The sequence below is a fragment of the Pelagibacterium sp. H642 genome (genome assembly GCF_031202855.1).
GTDB lineage: Bacteria > Pseudomonadota > Alphaproteobacteria > Rhizobiales > Devosiaceae > Pelagibacterium.
This window is the reverse complement of sequence record NZ_CP101829.1, coordinates 2574893-2591430: the sequence shown is the minus strand read 5'-3', so window position 1 is coordinate 2591430 and position 16538 is coordinate 2574893. Positions and strand designations below refer to the sequence as shown.

Here is a 16538-nt window from a genome sequence, read left to right as displayed (position 1 = left end):
CCCCAACTCAATTCTTTGCCACGGCGCGCACGATTTCGGCTGCGGTCAAGGCCGCGATCACTTCCGGCCGCTTGTCTTTGACGTCCGCCCCGCCGATCGGCATGGTCAGCCGATCCATCAGGGCAAGGTCGTGTCCCATGTCCGACAGCCAGCTCTTGAACGTCGCCCGTTTCGTTTTCGACCCGATCATCCCGACATAGAGCGCATCGTTGCGCAACAGCGCTTCGGAGGCGATCAGGAAATCGAGGCCGTGATCGTGGGTGAGAACGACGAAGCAGGAGGCCGGCGGCGCCTCGCGCACCAGCGTTTCCTGCACCGGGACGTGCTTGGCTTCAACGCCCGGGGGAACGCGGGCGATTTCGGCGGCGCGGTTATCCACCAAAAGCGTCCGGAAGGGGAGAAGCGAGAGCGCCTGGCCCAAGGCGTTGCCCACATGGCCGGCGCCGAAGACGTAGACATGGGTTCTGGCGGCGTATTCGGCTTCGGCGCGGGCGCGGAGGCTTCGGGCGACATCGTCATCGACGGCCCGCATGCCGATGGCGACGCGGCCGCCGCAGCATTGGCCGATCTCCGGACCGAGAGGGATGTCGAGCGCGGCTGCGGCTTCACCCGAGGCGATGGCTTCGCGGGCGCGGGCGATGGAGAGGAATTCGAGCTGCCCGCCACCGATCGTGCCGATCTCGGCAGTCGGCGCGATCAGCATCCAGGCGCCCGCCTCGCGGGGGGTGGAGCCCTTGGTTTCGGTGACCTCGACGAGGACGGTATCGCGATGACGGTCGAGGAAGTCTCGGAGTTGTTGGGGGGTAACGCTCATGGGTGGCGCCCCGCCGCAAGCTCAGCGCCCCCCTCATCCGACCTTTCGCTCCGCGAAAGCCCACCTTCTCCCACCGGGGGAGAAGGGCAGCGCGAAGCAGCGCTTCGGAAAGAGCCGCAACTGCTTCCAAAAGAGCCCGCCCCGTTCCCAGAGGAAAAGGGGCAAGCGCTCGTGTTTTCGCTGAATGGCCGCCGCGGGCTACCCTTCTCCCCTGGTGGGAGAAGGTGGCCGCGAAGCGGTCGGATGAGGGGGGCGCAGCTTGTCGGCACCCACTGCCGCTGGTCGCGATATCGAAGCGTTGGTTCCTTCACCGCCCCGCCTCGCGCTTGAGTCGCTCTACCGTCATCAGCACCCGCTCAGGGGTTGCCGGCGCGTCCATTCGGGGGGCGATCTTGTAGTCCGCGACGCTCGCCACGGCCATGGAGATGGCCTCGAGCACCGAGATCGCCAGCATGAAGGGTGGCTCGCCCACGGCCTTGGAGCGCCGAATGGTAGGGGCCTTGTTTTCCGACCACTCGGCGAGCCTGACGTTGAAGATCTTCGGCACGTCGGAAACCACGGGAATCTTGTAGGTCGAGGGCGCGTGAGTGCGGAGCTGGCCCTTGTTGTCCCACCAGAGTTCTTCGGTGGTGAGCCACCCCATGCCCTGGACGAACCCGCCCTCGATCTGGCCGATATCGATGGCCGGATTGAGGGATTTGCCCACATCGTGGAGGATATCGACCCGATCGACCATGTATTCGCCGGTGAGCGTATCGACGACGACTTCAGAACACGCCGCGCCATAGGCGAAATAGTAGAAGGGCTTGCCCTTGCCGGCCGCGCGGTCCCAATGGATGTCGGGCGTTTTGTAGAACCCGGCTGCCGAAAGCTGCACGCGCGCCAGATACGCTTGGTCGATGAAATCGGCCCAGTCATGGCGCTGATTGCCGACCATGACGCAATTGGGCTCGAAGCTGACCGCGTCCTCGGGGACGTTGAATTTCTCCATGGCAAAGCGGACCAATCGGTCCTTGATCTGCCCGGCCGCGTTGGCGGCGGCCATGCCGTTGAGGTCCGACCCCGAGGAGGCGGCCGTCGCCGAGGTGTTGGGCACCTTGCCCGTGGTCGTTGCGGTGATCTTGACCTTGTCGAGATCGATCTGGAAGCAATCGGCAAGGACCTGGGCCACCTTTATGTAAAGCCCCTGCCCCATTTCGGTGCCGCCGTGATTGAGATGGACCGAGCCGTCGCGATAGACGTGCACCAGCGCACCGGCCTGGTTAAAGGCGGTGAGGGTGAAGCTGATGCCGAACTTGACCGGGGTCAATGCGATGCCGCGCTTTAAAACCGGAGACGATTTGTTGAACGCCACGATATCGGCCCGGCGCCTGCGATACTCGGCGCTCGTTTCGAGTTCATCGACCAGCCGGGCGATGATGTTGTCCTCGACCCGTTGGTGGTAAGGCGTGACGTTCCGGTCGGTATCGCCGTAGAAATTGACCTTGCGGATATCGAGCGGATCCTTGCCCAGGGCATAGGCGATATCCTCGATCCAGCGCTCGCACCCCACCATGCCCTGCGGCCCGCCAAAACCGCGAAAGGCGGTGTTGGAGACCGTGTTGGTCTTCAGAGGCTGGGAGACCAGCCGGACGTTTGGGTAGAAATAGGCGTTGTCGGCGTGGAAAAGCGCCCGATCCGTAACCGGTCCGGAAAGGTCGGCGGAAAAGCCGCAGCGCGCCGCATAGGTGGCATTCACCGCTTCGATCCGACCTTCATCATCGAACCCGACTTCATAGTCGACAAGAAAATCGTGCCGCTTGCCGGTGGCGATCATGTCGTCGTCGCGATCGGGACGAATTTTCACGGCGCGGTTGAACTTTTTAGCCGCGATCGCGGCCACCACGGCAAAGAGGTTGCCCTGCGTCTCCTTGCCGCCGAACCCGCCGCCCATGCGGCGCACGACGACGTTTACGGCGTTGGAGGGGACGCCCAGCGCATGGCCGACCATGTGCTGGACCTCACTGGGGTGCTGGGTGGAGGAATGGACGGTGACCTCGTCGTCCTCGCCGGGCATGGCAAGGGCGATCTGGCCTTCGAGGTAGAAATGATCCTGCCCGCCAATGGCCATCGAGCCGCTGATGCGGTACTTGGCGCCGGAAAAACCGGCGGCCACGTCCCCGCGTTCGAGCTTCATGCCCGGCGTCACCAGCGCTCCGCCGGCCTCGCGCGCCGTGGGGATGTCGGGAAGGAAGGGGAGCTCGGTATAGCTCACCTGCGCCAGCTTCGCCGCCCGCCGCGCTGCCTCGCGGGTTGTAGCGATGACGGCAAAGAGCGGTTGACCGAAGAATTCGACCCTGGCTTCGGCAAAGATCGGCTCGTCGTGCTTGCCTGGCTGGGAGATGTCGTTGTGGCCGGGGATATCCTGGGCGGTGAGGACGCCGACCACGCCGGGGGCCGCTCTGACAGCTTCGAGCCCGAGCGACTGGATTTCGCCATGCGCGCAGGTGGAAAGCCCGAGATAAGCGTGCAGGGTACCGGCCGGTTCGAGCATGTCGTCGATATATTCTGCGGTACCCGAGACGTGCTTGTGCCCGGAATCGTGTTTTTGCGGCTTGTGCACGCCTCCACGGATGATGGGCTTGGGGTCGAGGGCGGTCATGGATGAGCCTCAGGCGTGGTCGCACGCCGAAGCGCGGCGCCCCCCTCATCCCCGGCCCTTCTCCCACCAAGGGAGAAGGGTGCTCTTGGGGGAGCCGTGTCCCAAATTTTGGACGCGCGTGCGTGTGGAAGCTCTGCGGTGCCCCAAAGGTTGAAATTCTCCATCACGCCACCTCATGCCGCACGATACGCGCTGGTCCTTCCGTACTTTCCAGATAAAACCGCTTGAGCAGATTCTTCGCCGCCAACATCCGGTATTCGGCGCTCGCCCGCCAATCGGTCAAAGGTTGGAAATCTTCTTCGAAGGCGGGCAGCGCTGCCTCTACGCTCTCCAGCGACCAAGGCTTGCCGACCAGCGCCGCCTCCACTGTCCTTGCCCGCTTCGGGGTGCCCGCCATGCCGCCATAGGCGATCACCGCTTCGCCCACCAAACCGTCGGCTACCCGCACCCGGAATGCCCCGAGCGTGGCCGTAATATCCTCGTCGCGGCGCTTGGTGACTTTGTGGACGCCGAACAACTCGTCGGGTTTGGGCAGCGGGACGGAAACCGCTTCTACGAACTCACCCTTTTCCCGATCCTGCTGGCCGTAGGCGATGAAGAAATCCTCGAGCTTTACCGCGCGGCGCGCATTGCCCTTGCGCAAGGTCACCTCGGCGCCCAGCGCGATCAGCGGCGGCGGGGTATCGCCGATGGGTGAACCATTTGCAATGTTGCCGCCGATGGTGCCCATGTTGCGCACCTGCGCGCCGCCGATACGGTCGAAAAGCCCGGCCATCTGCGGGATGTGCTCGGCAATGGTTCTGAACGCGCGCGAGTAGCTCACTCCCGCTCCGAAGATGATGCGGGAAGGTTCGATGCCGATCTCGCGCATCAGATGGCCGATGATCACCACCGGGGCGATGTCGCGCATGAATTTTGTGACCCAGAGGCCCACATCGGTAGCGCCGGCAACGATGGTGGCCTCGGGTGTTTCCTCGAGTACTGCGGCGAGATCGTCCACATCGGCCGGGATGATGGTTTTGCCGCGCGAGCTCTCGACCACCACGCGGCGGCCGTCATCGAGCGCCGCCAGCTTTTCCACGATCGTGGCGCGTTCGGTGTTGAGCGCGTCTTGGAGCGCACTGCCATAGTTGGAAACCGCCTGCGCCGCCCGCACGATGGGCGCATAGCCCGTGCAGCGGCAGAGATTGCCTTGTAGCGCCTTTTCGATTTCGGGCACCGACGGATTGGGATTGGTGAGCCATAGCCCGTAAAGACTCATCACGAACCCCGGCGTGCAGAAGCCGCACTGGCTGCCGTGGTAATCGACCATCGCCTGCTGCACCGGATGCAGCGCGCCGTCGCGGCCTTTCAGATGCTCGATGGTCACCACATGCTTGCCGTCCAGCATGGTGACCAAACCGATGCACGCATTTGCGGCCTGGTAGCGTACGCCATCAGCCTCGCGCTCACCGATCAGCACCGTGCAGGCGCCGCAATCGCCTTCGGCGCAGCCTTCCTTGGTGCCCCGCAGTGTCCGATCGAGACGCAGGAAATCGAGCAATGTGCGATCCGGGGCGATATCGGTGAGTTCGACCAGATCGTCATTGAGATAGAAGCGGATCGCCGCGCGCGGGTCCAAGGATCAGCTCCCGCGATAGGTGGAATAGCCATAGGGCGAAACGAGCAGCGGCACGTGATAATGCGCGGCAGGATCGCTCACCCGGAAATCGACGGCCACGATATCGAGGAAGGTGGCCGGCATGCCGTTGAGGCGGCTGAAATAATCACCAACGTGAAAGCTCAGCCGATAGGCGCCTTCGGTCAGGTTCTCGCCCGCGAGCAGCGGTTCGTCGCACCGCCCGTCTTCATTGGTGATGACCGAGGTTTCGAAAATCGCCTTCCCGCCCTCCACCCGGTAGAAATCGATTGTCATACCGCGGGCTGGATGGCCGTTGGCGGTGTCGAGAACATGAGTGGTGAGCCGTCCTGTTCCAGTCATCAAAGCTCCAAGCGCCATTGGATATCCTTTCGACTATCAACCCAAAAATCGGCAGGCGAAAGGGGGCGGCATCGGAATTTTTTACCACATGGTCGAAAAATTCGAGTCTAAGGTGTGATCCTCTTTTCTAGCTGGAGCTGCCATGCGTTACCCCCGCGATCTTAGAGGCTATGGTCCCAACCCGCCCCACGCCTGCTGGCCCGGCGGCGCCAATGTGGCGGTGCAGTTCGTGCTCAACTACGAAGAAGGCGGGGAGAACAATGTCCTCCATGGCGATCAAGGCTCGGAAGCGTTTCTGGCCGACGTGATCGGCGCCACGCCCTGGGCGGGGCTGCGGCACTGGAACATCGAATCCATGTACGAATACGGCGCACGGGCGGGGTTCTGGCGGCTGCATCGGCTGTTTACCGAAAACGGATTGCCGGTCACCGTCTATGGCGTCGCGACAGCGCTGATGCGGGCCCCCGAGCAGGTGCAGGCCATGCTCGACGCCGATTGGGAGATCGCCTCCCACGGGCTCAAATGGGTCGAGCACAAGGACATGCCGCGCGAGGAGGAAGCGGCCCAGATCGCCGAGGCGGTGCGGCTGCATGCGGTGGCGACTGGCTCGCGGCCGCTGGGATGGTACACGGGACGATGCTCAGTCAACACGGTGGACCTGGTTTCCGAAGAAGGCGGGTTTGCCTATATCTCGGACACCTATGACGATGATCTCCCCTATTGGCGGGTTCACAATGCCAAGGCCCAGCTCATCATCCCCTACACGCTGGCCAATAACGACATGCGGTTCGTGACCGCGTCGGGATTTGCCAATGGCGAGGAGTTCTTCTCCCACCTCAAGGACACGTTCGACTGCCTCTATCGTGAAGGGGAGGAAGGGGCGCCCAAGATGATGTCGATCGGGCTGCACTGCCGGCTCGTGGGGCAGCCGGGGCGGTTCGAAGGTCTGAGGCGGTTTGTCGAATATATCGGAGGGTTCGAGAAAGTCTGGGTGGCCAAGAGGATCGATATCGCGCGGCATTGGGCGGAAAACTATCCGTATCAGCCGGCAAGGCTGGTGCCCTCGCAGATGGATGCCGAAACGTTCATGGCGACCTTTGGCGGCGTTTTTGAGCATTCCCCGTTCATCGCCCAGCGGGCATTCGAGGCGGAGTTGGGGCCGGTCAACGATACCCCGTTCGGCATCCATTTCGCGTTGCGCAACCAGTTCCGCATGGCATCGGAGGACGAGCGGCTGAACGTGTTGCGCGCCCATCCCGATCTTGCGGGAAAACTCGCGGCGGCCAAGCGCCTGACGGAGAGCTCGACGGCCGAGCAGGCCTCGGCGGGGCTGGACGCGCTGACCGACGAGGAGCGGGAAACCTTCACCGAACTCAATACGCGCTACGTTGAAAAGTTCGGCTTTCCCTTCATCATCGCGGTGCGCGACAACACCAAGGCCTCGATCATGGAGGCGTTCCGGCGCCGCATCGAAAACGACCGCGACACCGAATTCGCCACCGCCTGCGCGCAGGTGGAGCGCATCGCGCAATTGCGGATCGAGGCGCTTTACGCGGGCTGATCGGCCGTGACGAGATTGGCATCGCGCGCCAGCCGCCATTGGCCATCCGGCTCCTTGCGGAACAGGGTCAGTGTGTAGCCCGAGCGCGACATTGGCGGGTTTCCCTCGGACCGGACGCGGAGCGCGATCTTGTTGCGGGTGAAGGGCCAGTCGCCGAGCACCTGCAATTCGACGATCTCGTTGCTGCCCTCGATCGACATGCCCGTCGGGTTGCCCTGCGAGAGCGCGGCAAAAGTCTCCTTGCCGAACGGTTCGCGGCCGACAACGGTGAAGACCACATCGTCGGCCATGAGATCGAGCACCGTGGCGGCCTCGCCAGCGATGCTGGCGTCCATCCACTTCCGGACCAGCGCGCGGATCTGCGTTTCGTCATCGCTCATCGGCGGTCTCCTCGATCGATCTGAGCATACCCTTCCAGGCGTTGGCCGTGGGTTCGATATAATCGGCCCATTCCGCGCTCATCTCGTGGCTCATGGTGGCGAGGCAGCCGGCGCCCTGAGCAGAGAGTTCGAGAGTGACCGTGGAATTGTCCTCTTCTTCCTCTTCGGGGCTGGTGAACCAGGTGAAAACGAGCCGGTTCGGCCGTTCCAGGGCGCGGTAATAGCCCCAGGTCTCGGTTTCTTCTCCGTCGCGGACATCAGCGAAGAGGAACCGCCCGCCGACCTTAGGATCGATCTCGATCCGGGTCACGGTGGAGGACGGATCGCGTTCCTTGAGATTGTGATCCCCCCACGCGCGCACCTTTGCCGGGTCGACCCAGGAATCATAGACTTGCTCGGGCGCGAGAGTGACGAACGTGTGCCGTGCGACCGCTGTGACGGTACCGGTCATTTGTAAAAGCCTTCTCGCAGATTGATGCCATGTTCGACATAAGCCTTCATGGCAGCGAGCATGCCCGTCCAGCCCTCGCAATTGCCGTAGGAGGATTTTAGACCCGTTTCGGTCTGCTTCCAGCCTTCCTCGGTGATCGAGACGAGCGTGCGGGTATTATTGTCGAGCGGCTCGAAGCTCATGGTGACGGTGGTCTCGTATTCGCCTGAATCGTCAGGCTCGGGCGGAGCGCCCCAGGTGAGGACGATCTTTTCGTCCGGCACGACCTCGGCCACATGAACCGGGAATGCGCCGGGGAAATCGTGGAAGTCCCAGGTGACCGTGGCGCCGGTTTCCAGCCGGCCCTGGGCCCCGCCGGTGGTGAAATAGCCCGAGAGCTTCCTGGGATCGGCCACCGCCTCGAACACCTCGTGCACCGGCTTGGATATCCGGCCCGATACCGTGAATTTGAAGTCCATTTCCTCACCTCTCCTTGCGTTTTCGCTATTATGTTATAAATTTATAACATGTCAAGTGACGATGATTCGGACAAGATCTTCAAGGCACTGGCCGACCGGCGGCGGCGGGCGATACTCGATGCCTTGAAGGATGAGCCGAAAACCACCGGGCAACTCGTTGCGCTGTTTCCCGAGATCGACCGCTGCACGGTGATGCAACACATGAAGGTGCTTGAGGCAGCGGGATTGATCGTGGCCCGCAAGGAGGGGCGCGAACGGTGGAACCACCTCAACGCGCTGCCGATCAAATCCATTCATGACCGCTGGATCGGTGACTACGCCCGAAACGCGGTGAGCCTGATGTCGCGGCTGGAGACTGAAATTGGGGCATGAGAAAACCTCCGACGGCCATGGGCCTCGGGTTGTGACGGGATAGACGGCCTGGGGCGATGAACGCCTCGTGCTGTATTTGTTAGTATGAAGCTTCCATCGCCCCATGCGTCCGGGATTTTGGGCTTATGGCGGCTTCTCGGGCTGGGGGTTGTTGGGAAGCCACCGTTGCCGATGATTTCCCGCTGCCCCTCCGGGTTTCCCCGGTGCGACGTGGGAGTGATTGGATTGGTGGTCCGCTCACACCTTTTATCCACATCCGGCCATCTGTCCGCTTTGGGCCTCCCCCACGGCGCCCCGTGAGGAACCCGAACCAATCCCGCCCAAACGTTCGTAGCGCTTGCGTCCATATGCGCGGGGTCGTGAGGGGGAGTATGGGGCAAGCGCAGGGGGCGGGGATAAGTTTTTTGCAAAGCCTGCCTTGGGAGCAATCGCCGACATCTCCCCCAGCGTGTCACCCCGGGCTTGACCCGGGGCAAGGTATGCACGCCGGTCCCGGCTCTTGCCATGACGCAAGCTCAGCGCCCCCTCATCCCCTGCCATTCGAGCCCCCGCCTTCGCGAGGGGCAGGCTCCGCTCTCATGGCCTTCTCACCTCTAATCGTGCCACCGGCACGATTGGCCAAAGGACGGTTCGAAGTCTCCCACCAGAGGAGAAGGGGGCTCTTGGGGGAGCGTTGCGGCTGGGGCACAGGCGCTGAGTGTACTGGATCCCGGCTCAAGGCCGGGATGACGGTGGTGGGCTGATGGTGGGGATAAGCCGTTGGGCTGCCGGAGACCTCGGCGGTGGAGCGTGTTGAGGGCCGGAGGCGGGGGCTGTGCCCTGCCTCACCCCCACCGTGTCACCCCGGGCTTGACCCGGGCAAGGTATGCGCGCCGTTTTCGGCTCTTGCGATGATGCAAGCTCCGCGCCCCCCTCATCCCCGGCCCTTCTCCCACCAGGGGAGAAGGGGGCTCTTGGGGCATGGTCCTGAGAGAAGCCAGGAGCTCTGTGCTGGTGTGTACCCCCGTACCCTTCTCCCCTGGTGGGAGAAGGTGGCCGCGAAGCGGTCGGATGAGGGGGCTCGGCATATCAGCGGCCACCATGGCGGTTGTTGAAGCTCAGCGCCCCTTCATCCGCCCTCCGGCCTGCCACTCGAGCCCCCCGCCTTCGCGAGGGGCAGGTTCCGCTCTCATGGCCTTCCCACCAGGGGAGAAGGGGGCTCTTGGGCGAGCGTTACGGCTGGGGCTCAGGCGCTGAGTGTACTGGATCCCGGCCCAAGGCCGGGATGACGGTTGGGGGGTTGTGATGGTGGGGATAAGCAGTTGGGCTGCCGGAGACCTCCGCAGTGGAGCGTGGTGAGGGTTGGAGACGGTGCAGTGCCCTGCCTCACCCCCACCGTGTTGCCCCGGGTCAAGCCCGGCGCGACACGGGTGGGGAATGGAGCAAGAGAGTGAACCGAGAAGAGGATGGAGCACGGGGAGGATGGGGCATGGAGAGGACGGAGGTGCGAGGCATGTGTTCGGGTCGGTTGTACGGTCGCGGAGCCAGACGCCGGGTGCTGGCGGCCGCATCCCAGCCATGTTCCCCTGCCCGTTTCTGCGCTATCACTCGGGCTCGAGGCAAAAAACATCAGAGTCGCACATGACCGACCGCACCTATGCCAGCCCGATCGGCGGGCACCCTGGACAGACCCAGCTATTGACCGACCGCGCGGTGTTCACCGAAGCCTATGCGGTGATCCCCAAAGGGGTGATGCGCGATATCGTGACCAGCGCCCTGCCCTTCTGGGACAAGACGCGACTGTGGGTGCTATCGCGCCCGTTGTCGGGGTTTGCCGAGACGTTTTCCCAATACATCATGGAGGTGGAGCCCGGAGGCGGGAGCGAGAGGCCGGAGGCGGACCCCGAAGCGCAAGGGGTGCTGTTCGTCGTCGCGGGTACGTTGACGCTGACGATCGCGGGCGCGACGCATCGGTTGGAGCCGGGAGGATATGCATACATTCCACCGGCCAGCACCTGGAGCGTTGCCAATGCGGGGAGCGAACCGGTGCGCTTTCATTGGGTGCGCAAGCGCTATGAGAAGGTGGAAGGGCTCGATACGCCCGAGCCGTTCGTTACGTCCGACCATGAGGTCGAGCCCATCGCCATGCCGGGGACCGACGGCAAATGGGCGACGACGCGGTTCGTCGATCCCGCCGACCTGCGCCACGACATGCACGTCAACATCGTGACTTTCGAACCCGGTGCGGTGATCCCGTTTGCCGAGACGCATGTGATGGAACATGGGCTCTATGTCCTTGAAGGCAAGGCCGTTTACCGGTTGAATCAGGATTGGGTGGAGGTCGAGGCGGGCGACTATATGTGGCTGCGCGCCTTCTGTCCGCAGGCCTGCTATGCCGGCGGACCGGGGAAATTCCGCTATCTGCTCTACAAGGACGTCAACCGCCACGCCAAGCTGAGCCGCCCATGAGCCGGGCGATCGCCATCGCGCCGTTGAGCCCGGAAGCGTTTGCGCCCTTCGGGCAGGTGCTGACCACAGAGGGCGCGCATCACTACCCGATCAACAACGGGATGACCGAGCGCTTTCATGATCTCGCCAACGTGGAGATCGGTGGCGAGAACGGACGAACGCTGATCTCGATCTTTCGCGGCCAGCCCTATGAACTGCCGCTGACCCTGAAGATGGTCGAACGCCATCCGCTGGGTTCGCAGGCGTTCATGCCGCTGCACGACCGGCCGTTCCTGGTGATCGTGGCACCCGATGAAGGTGGACGGCCGGGGACGCCGCTGGTCTTTCTGACCCGACCGGGCGTGGGGATCAATATCGGACGCAATGTCTGGCACGGGGTGCTGACCCCGCTCGAGCAGGAAGGGGACTTTCTGGTGGTGGATCGCGGCGGAGACGGGGTCAACCTGGAAGAGTTTTTCTTTGAGGAGCCGTTTATCGTCGGCGGCTAGGCGGGTGGACGCAGCTACGCGCTTGTGCGCGGGGCAGCGCTGTACTGGATGCCGGGACAAGTTCCGGAAAGACGGTCTGAGTTTAAGGCCCCTCACCCGCCGCTTCGCGGCGACCTCTCCCCCAAGGGAGAGGTAACCATCGGCAGCCTCGGGTCCTAGATCCCCGCATACCAATCGTAACCCCGATCCTCCCAGTATCCGCCCTTGCCGCGATGGATTTGGGCGAAGCTTTCGACAAGTTCGATGCGCCGGATATATTTGGCCATCTTGTAGCCGAGCTGACGTTCGACCCGCACGCGGAGCGGGGCGCCGTTGGCGATCGGGAGGGTGGCGTCGTTCATGCCGTAGGCAAGGATGGTTTGCGGATGGCGGGCATCGATCATGTCGATGCTTTCGTAATAGGGCGCGCCGGTGGCGCTGCCGCCATAATAGTCGAAGCAGTGGAAGACGCAGTAGCGTGCATTCGAATGCGGCCTGACCTCATCGAGAACGCTCGCCAGGGGCACGCCGGTCCATTTGGCGATGCAGCTCCAGCCCTCGACGCAATCGTGCCGGGTGATCTGGGTACGGGCTGGCATGTTGCGCAGCTCGGCGAGCGAATATTCCCGCGGCGTTTCCACGAGGCCATCGACGCGCAGGCGATAGTGGAAGAAATTGTTCCTGGCCAGGAACAGATATTCGGGGCTGTCGGGATCGACCGAACCATTGGGGCGCATGCCCTGGCGGATTTCGCTTTCGGCGAACTCGCGAGCTAGCGCCTCGCGGCCCAAGAGAGCGCGCTGGGCTGTATAGGTGAGTTCGTTTGCAGCCGCCATGGTATCGCGGATCGGATGACCGGGACGCAACACCGCGTCGAACTGGTCGCAGCCGGCCAGGGCCAATCCGGCAACTCCGCCAGCCGAGGCGGTAAGGAACTTGCGGCGGTTGAGGACGATGCGGCTCATTGCTCTGCCTCGGGTTCTGGATCGATACGGTAACGCCCGGTGATCATCGAGCGCATCGTGTTGATGGGCCCGGCCAGCAACACCATGACGATATGGATGATGAAAAAGCCCACCAGCAGCACCATGACGATGAAATGGATGGTGCGCGCCGTCTGCCGGCCGCCGAACAGATCGACCAGCCACGGCCAGGCCACATCCATGCCCGGAGACATGGTGAGACCGGTGAGGACGATCAGCGGAAACAGGATGAGCAGGACGATGCCATAGCTCAATTTCTGCAGCACGTTGTAGTGACGCGTGTGATGGAAGCGAAGCCGCGCATGCGCGGCGACATCGCGCGGCAGGGACCTGATATCGGCGCCATTGGGAATGATATCGCGGCGCAAATGGCCGTTGATGAAGCTGGCGAGAAACCAAACGAACATGGTGGCGACCAAAAGCCAGCCGAAGAAGAAGTGCACGATCCGACCGGTGGCGAGATCCTGATAGGACGGAATGGTCAGCCAGGCGGGAAAGGCCCTCACCCTCTCCTGCCCCTCCGGCCCCGAATAGCCGAAAATGCCGGTAGTCTCGAAGGTGTTGCCGAAGATCGTCGTATATCCGCCGATCGAACCGTCTGGCTTGTATTGAGCGCTGATCGAAAAGATCGAATTGGAAAATTCGAATCCCGATTGCTGGCCGATATAGAGACTGGGATGGGCGTTGAAGATCTGCAGCCCGGTAAACAGCAGGAAGAACAGGCAGATCACCCACACCCAATGGGTGAGACGGGTCCAGATCGACTGACGCTTGATGACGATGGGTCGGGGCTCGGCGCCGGTATCGACATCGCGCGTTGCGGCTCGCTCCACTGTGCTCATCACTCTCCTCCGCGTCCGCACGATACATACGACGTTTCGCCGCCGATTGTTACACGTTCCCGCTCACAATCGGGTGCATGACAAAATCGTCATATATTGACCACCCGGTCAAAATTCAGGCTTTTCAGCCATGGTCAACTGTGTTTGACTTGCCCGTATATGCAGGGCGTCGGCCTGTAATCGAACCGTCGCAAATGCATGGAATAGAGGCGGTGCACGTCTCACACGACAAAGGGAACAGGGACATGAAACATCTGCTGCTCGGCGCATCGGCGCTGGCGCTGCTCGCTGGGCTGGCCGGCCCGGCCAACGCCCAGGACGGCGAGTTCACGCTCAACATCCTGCACATCAACGATTTCCACTCGCGCTTCGGCCCGATCACCGACACCGATTCCAACTGCGACGCGGAAACCGACGCGGCAGGGGAATGCTTCGGCGGCATCGCGCGCCTGAAAACCGCGATCGACGACAAGCGCGCCGAACTCGAAGGCGAGAACGTGGTGCTGCTCGATGCGGGCGACCAGTTCCAGGGTTCGCTGTTCTATACCCATTACCGCAGCGAGATCATTTCCGAATTCGCCAATGACCTGGGCATCGAACTGATGGCCGTGGGCAACCACGAATTCGACGACGGCCCCGAAGAGCTGGCCAAGCTGCTCGATGCGGTGGATTTCCCGATCATTTCGGGCAACACCAATGTGGAAAACGAGCCGCTGCTCGAAGGCCGCATTCCGGGCACCCATGTCATGGAAATCGGCGGCGAGCAGATCGGCTTCGTTTCGGCGCTGGCCGAAGACACCGACGAGACCTCTTCGCCCGGCGATGGCGTGGAATTCGAGGACGTGTTCGAGAGCCTCACCGCGCAGGTGGAATCGCTCGAAGCCGAAGGCATCAACAAGATCATCGCGGTGACCCATGTGGGCTTCACCGTCGACCTGGAAATCGCCTCCAACGTGCCGGGCATCGACGTGATCGTGGGCGGACACTCGCACACGCTGCTGTCCAACACCGACGAGAAGGCGGCCGGCGGCTACCCCACCCTGATCAACGGGCCGGACGGCAATGAAGTGCCGGTCGTCACCGCCTATTCCTATGCCAAATATCTGGGCGACCTGGTCGTCACCTGGGACGCGGAAGGCAATGTGATCTCGGCCGAAGGCGATCCGATCCTGATCGATGCTTCGATCACCCCCAACGAAGAGTATGTGGCCCGCCTTGCAGAACTCGAAGAGCCGATCCTGGCCCTGATGGAAGAGGTCATCGGTTCGACCACCGAGCCCCTCGAAGGCAGCCGTGAAGTCTGCCGTGTCGAGGAATGCACCATGGGTAACCTGGTTGCAGACGCGATGCTCGAGGCCACGGGCGCCGATATCGCCATCCAGAACGGCGGCGGGCTGCGCGCGTCTATCGACGCCGGCGACATCACCATGGGTGAAGTCATCACCGTGCTGCCCTTCTCCAACACCCTGGCCACCGTCGAAATCTCGGGTGCCGACGTGATCGACGCGCTTGAAAACGGTGTATCCGATGTCGAGGGTGGCGCCGGCCGCTTCCCGCAGGTCGCCGGGCTGCAATACGCCTATACCCTCGCCAACCCCGTCGGTGAACGCATCAGCGACGTGATGGTGCAGGACGAAGCCGGCGAGTGGGTGCCGATCGACGAAGAAGCCACCTACACCATCGCCACCAACAACTACATGCGTGGCGGCGGCGACGGCTACGGCACCTTTGCCGAAGGCGACAACCCCTACGACTTCGGCCCGCCGCTGGAACAGGTTCTGGCCGATTACATCGCCGAATTGGGCGGTGAATACACCCCCTATACCGATGGCCGGATCACGGTTGTCGAATAAAGGCTACTGCCGATAAATGAGAAGGGCGCGTCCGGTGACGCGCCCTTTTCTTTTGCCCTCAACGGTCGATGCTCATGGCAAGTGCGGTGCTGGATTCCGGGAACAAGTCCCGGAACGACAGGGTGAGTTTGAGGCGGTGCTTTCCATCGTCGCCAACCCCGTTCCGGGGGTAATCGCGCTCTGGAGGGCGCTTTCGCGATCACGCTTGCTAGCCGACGGCGATTTCCTGGCGCTTTTCGTTTGAGACGAAGCCCAGGTCGAGCACCTTCTGGAGTTCGGCGGCGTAGCGGAAGCCGGGATCGCCGTTGATGCCGGTGGCGACGGCTTGGGCGAAGCGGTGGTAATTGGTAGGCACCGGCTCGACCTGGACCGGCTGCCATTGGGCCATTTCCACATCATCGCCCACGCAGATCTGCAGCGAGGAGCCGTTCATGCCGTGCTGGACCTCGAGCCCGCCCTTGTCTCCATAGGCGCGCAGCCGCAGGGTATTGAGATAGCCCGACGCCCAGCGGGTGGCGTGGACGACGCCAAGGGCGCCGGAGCCGAATTCGAGGCTCATGGTGAAGCTGTCATTGGCATCGAGAACATAATCCTCGATCCGCCCATCGGGCGCCTTGTCGAAGGCGCGCAGGCGGCAGAAGGCGTTTTCGATGGGCGAGTTGATGCCGAACACGGCAAAATCGAGGATATGCACCCCGATATCGCCCAGCGTGCCGTTCGAGCCATGGGCGGTCGACAGGCGCCAGAGCCAGGTGGGATCGGTTCGCCAGTCGCCCCAGGCGCGCGAAACCAGCCAGCTCTGCAGATAGCTGGCTTCGACGTGCTTTATCTCCCCGATCGTGCCTTCGTCGACGAGCTGGCGGAATTTCTGCAGTTCGGCCACGTTGCGATAGGTGAGGTTGACCATGTTGATCAGCCCTGCCTTTTCGGCGGCTTCTGCCATTTCGATGGCATGATCGTAGTGAGTGGCCAGCGGCTTTTCGCAAAAGACATGCTTGCCGCCGGCAATGGCCTGCATGGACGTCTGATAGTGGAACCGATCGGGCGTGACGTTGGCCACCGCGTCGAAGGCGCCCCAATCGAGCGCGTCATCGAGCGAGGAGAAGGTGCGCGGGATCTGATAGCTGTGCGCGAAGCGCGAGGCACGCTCGGAATTGGTATCGATGGCGCCGACGATCTCGACACCTTCGATTGCGGCGAAATGAGCCGCATGGCTGGCCGCCATGTTGCCCGTGCCAAGGATCACAAGACGCATGCTGCGCCTCCCGCGATAGATCGATGATCGAA

General features: G+C 62.8%; 15 protein-coding genes. 5 read left to right on the top strand and 10 right to left on the bottom strand.

Annotation, left to right across the window (positions count from 1 at the left end):
• Positions 1-7 precede the first annotated feature (7 nt).
• From xdhC to uraH, 4 genes are all read right to left on the bottom strand, one after another.
• A complete protein-coding gene (xdhC, locus tag NO934_RS12710; protein WP_309160336.1) occupies positions 8-814 on the bottom strand; it encodes a xanthine dehydrogenase accessory protein XdhC in 807 nt (268 codons plus the stop codon).
• Positions 815-1121: 307 nt separating this feature from the next.
• A complete protein-coding gene (gene xdhB / locus NO934_RS12705) occupies positions 1122-3455 on the bottom strand; it encodes a xanthine dehydrogenase molybdopterin binding subunit (RefSeq protein WP_309160335.1) in 2334 nt (777 codons plus the stop codon).
• A 163-nt stretch (positions 3456-3618) separates the two neighbouring features.
• On the bottom strand, positions 3619-5076 hold the full coding sequence (gene xdhA / locus NO934_RS12700) for a xanthine dehydrogenase small subunit (RefSeq protein WP_309160334.1): 1458 nt from the start codon (positions 5074-5076) through the stop codon (positions 3619-3621).
• Between the two features lie 3 nt (positions 5077-5079).
• On the bottom strand, positions 5080-5436 hold the full coding sequence (uraH, locus tag NO934_RS12695; protein ID WP_309160333.1) for a hydroxyisourate hydrolase: 357 nt from the start codon (positions 5434-5436) through the stop codon (positions 5080-5082).
• A gap of 142 nt (positions 5437-5578) precedes the next feature.
• On the opposite strand from uraH, the gene puuE reads away from it, so the two are divergent.
• Complete coding sequence (gene puuE / locus NO934_RS12690) at positions 5579-6997, top strand: allantoinase PuuE (protein ID WP_309160332.1); 1419 nt, start codon at positions 5579-5581, stop codon at positions 6995-6997.
• Here puuE and NO934_RS12685 read toward each other — a convergent pair.
• From NO934_RS12685 to NO934_RS12675, 3 genes are read right to left on the bottom strand one after another with little or no spacing between them, the layout of a single operon-like run.
• Positions 6985-7377, bottom strand: a complete 393-nt coding sequence (locus tag NO934_RS12685) for an SgcJ/EcaC family oxidoreductase (RefSeq protein ID WP_309160331.1) — start codon at positions 7375-7377, stop codon at positions 6985-6987. The genes puuE and NO934_RS12685 overlap by 13 nt on opposite strands.
• Complete coding sequence (locus tag NO934_RS12680; protein ID WP_309160330.1) at positions 7367-7828, bottom strand: SRPBCC family protein; 462 nt, start codon at positions 7826-7828, stop codon at positions 7367-7369. Before NO934_RS12680 ends, NO934_RS12685 begins: the two co-directional genes overlap by 11 nt.
• Complete coding sequence (locus tag NO934_RS12675) at positions 7825-8286, bottom strand: SRPBCC family protein (protein ID WP_309160329.1); 462 nt, start codon at positions 8284-8286, stop codon at positions 7825-7827. Before NO934_RS12675 ends, NO934_RS12680 begins: the two co-directional genes overlap by 4 nt.
• Before the next feature lie 48 nt (positions 8287-8334).
• Between NO934_RS12675 and NO934_RS12670 the strand changes: the two genes are divergently transcribed.
• From NO934_RS12670 to NO934_RS12660, 3 genes are all read left to right on the top strand, one after another.
• The gene (locus tag NO934_RS12670; protein ID WP_309160328.1) at positions 8335-8658 is read left to right on the top strand and encodes a metalloregulator ArsR/SmtB family transcription factor; all 324 of its coding nucleotides are present in this window, start codon (positions 8335-8337) and stop codon (positions 8656-8658) included.
• A gap of 1620 nt (positions 8659-10278) precedes the next feature.
• A complete protein-coding gene (locus NO934_RS12665) occupies positions 10279-11106 on the top strand; it encodes a bifunctional allantoicase/(S)-ureidoglycine aminohydrolase (RefSeq protein ID WP_309160327.1) in 828 nt (275 codons plus the stop codon).
• Positions 11103-11594 carry an ureidoglycolate lyase gene (locus NO934_RS12660; RefSeq protein ID WP_309160326.1) on the top strand — a complete coding sequence of 164 codons (492 nt, stop codon included), beginning with the start codon at positions 11103-11105 and terminating at the stop codon, positions 11592-11594. The genes NO934_RS12665 and NO934_RS12660 overlap by 4 nt, the downstream gene beginning before the upstream one ends.
• A gap of 155 nt (positions 11595-11749) precedes the next feature.
• Here the strand turns inward: NO934_RS12660 and NO934_RS12655 are convergent, their stop codons facing one another.
• Both NO934_RS12655 and NO934_RS12650 read right to left on the bottom strand, forming a co-directional pair.
• A complete protein-coding gene (locus tag NO934_RS12655) occupies positions 11750-12538 on the bottom strand; it encodes a molybdopterin-binding protein (protein WP_309160325.1) in 789 nt (262 codons plus the stop codon).
• The gene (locus NO934_RS12650) at positions 12535-13398 is read right to left on the bottom strand and encodes a cytochrome b/b6 domain-containing protein (RefSeq protein WP_309160324.1); all 864 of its coding nucleotides are present in this window, start codon (positions 13396-13398) and stop codon (positions 12535-12537) included. Before NO934_RS12650 ends, NO934_RS12655 begins: the two co-directional genes overlap by 4 nt.
• A gap of 245 nt (positions 13399-13643) precedes the next feature.
• On the opposite strand from NO934_RS12650, the gene NO934_RS12645 reads away from it, so the two are divergent.
• On the top strand, positions 13644-15251 hold the full coding sequence (locus tag NO934_RS12645) for a 5'-nucleotidase C-terminal domain-containing protein (RefSeq protein ID WP_309160323.1): 1608 nt from the start codon (positions 13644-13646) through the stop codon (positions 15249-15251).
• Positions 15252-15459: 208 nt separating this feature from the next.
• On the opposite strand, the gene NO934_RS12640 is transcribed toward NO934_RS12645, so the two are convergent.
• A complete protein-coding gene (locus NO934_RS12640) occupies positions 15460-16506 on the bottom strand; it encodes a Gfo/Idh/MocA family oxidoreductase (protein WP_309160322.1) in 1047 nt (348 codons plus the stop codon).
• Positions 16507-16538: the final 32 nt, after the last annotated feature.

Coding starts and splice junctions, on each gene's coding strand:
- xdhC (WP_309160336.1), bottom strand. CDS start 814: ATGAGCGTTACCCCCCAACAACTCCGAGACTTCCTCGACCGTCATCGC.
- xdhB (WP_309160335.1), bottom strand. CDS start 3,455: ATGACCGCCCTCGACCCCAAGCCCATCATCCGTGGAGGCGTGCACAAG.
- uraH (WP_309160333.1), bottom strand. CDS start 5,436: ATGACTGGAACAGGACGGCTCACCACTCATGTTCTCGACACCGCCAAC.
- puuE (WP_309160332.1), top strand. CDS start 5,579: ATGCGTTACCCCCGCGATCTTAGAGGCTATGGTCCCAACCCGCCCCAC.
- NO934_RS12685 (WP_309160331.1), bottom strand. CDS start 7,377: ATGAGCGATGACGAAACGCAGATCCGCGCGCTGGTCCGGAAGTGGATG.
- NO934_RS12680 (WP_309160330.1), bottom strand. CDS start 7,828: ATGACCGGTACCGTCACAGCGGTCGCACGGCACACGTTCGTCACTCTC.
- NO934_RS12675 (WP_309160329.1), bottom strand. CDS start 8,286: ATGGACTTCAAATTCACGGTATCGGGCCGGATATCCAAGCCGGTGCAC.
- NO934_RS12670 (WP_309160328.1), top strand. CDS start 8,335: ATGTCAAGTGACGATGATTCGGACAAGATCTTCAAGGCACTGGCCGAC.
- NO934_RS12665 (WP_309160327.1), top strand. CDS start 10,279: ATGACCGACCGCACCTATGCCAGCCCGATCGGCGGGCACCCTGGACAG.
- NO934_RS12660 (WP_309160326.1), top strand. CDS start 11,103: ATGAGCCGGGCGATCGCCATCGCGCCGTTGAGCCCGGAAGCGTTTGCG.
- NO934_RS12655 (WP_309160325.1), bottom strand. CDS start 12,538: ATGAGCCGCATCGTCCTCAACCGCCGCAAGTTCCTTACCGCCTCGGCT.
- NO934_RS12650 (WP_309160324.1), bottom strand. CDS start 13,398: ATGAGCACAGTGGAGCGAGCCGCAACGCGCGATGTCGATACCGGCGCC.
- NO934_RS12645 (WP_309160323.1), top strand. CDS start 13,644: ATGAAACATCTGCTGCTCGGCGCATCGGCGCTGGCGCTGCTCGCTGGG.
- NO934_RS12640 (WP_309160322.1), bottom strand. CDS start 16,506: ATGCGTCTTGTGATCCTTGGCACGGGCAACATGGCGGCCAGCCATGCG.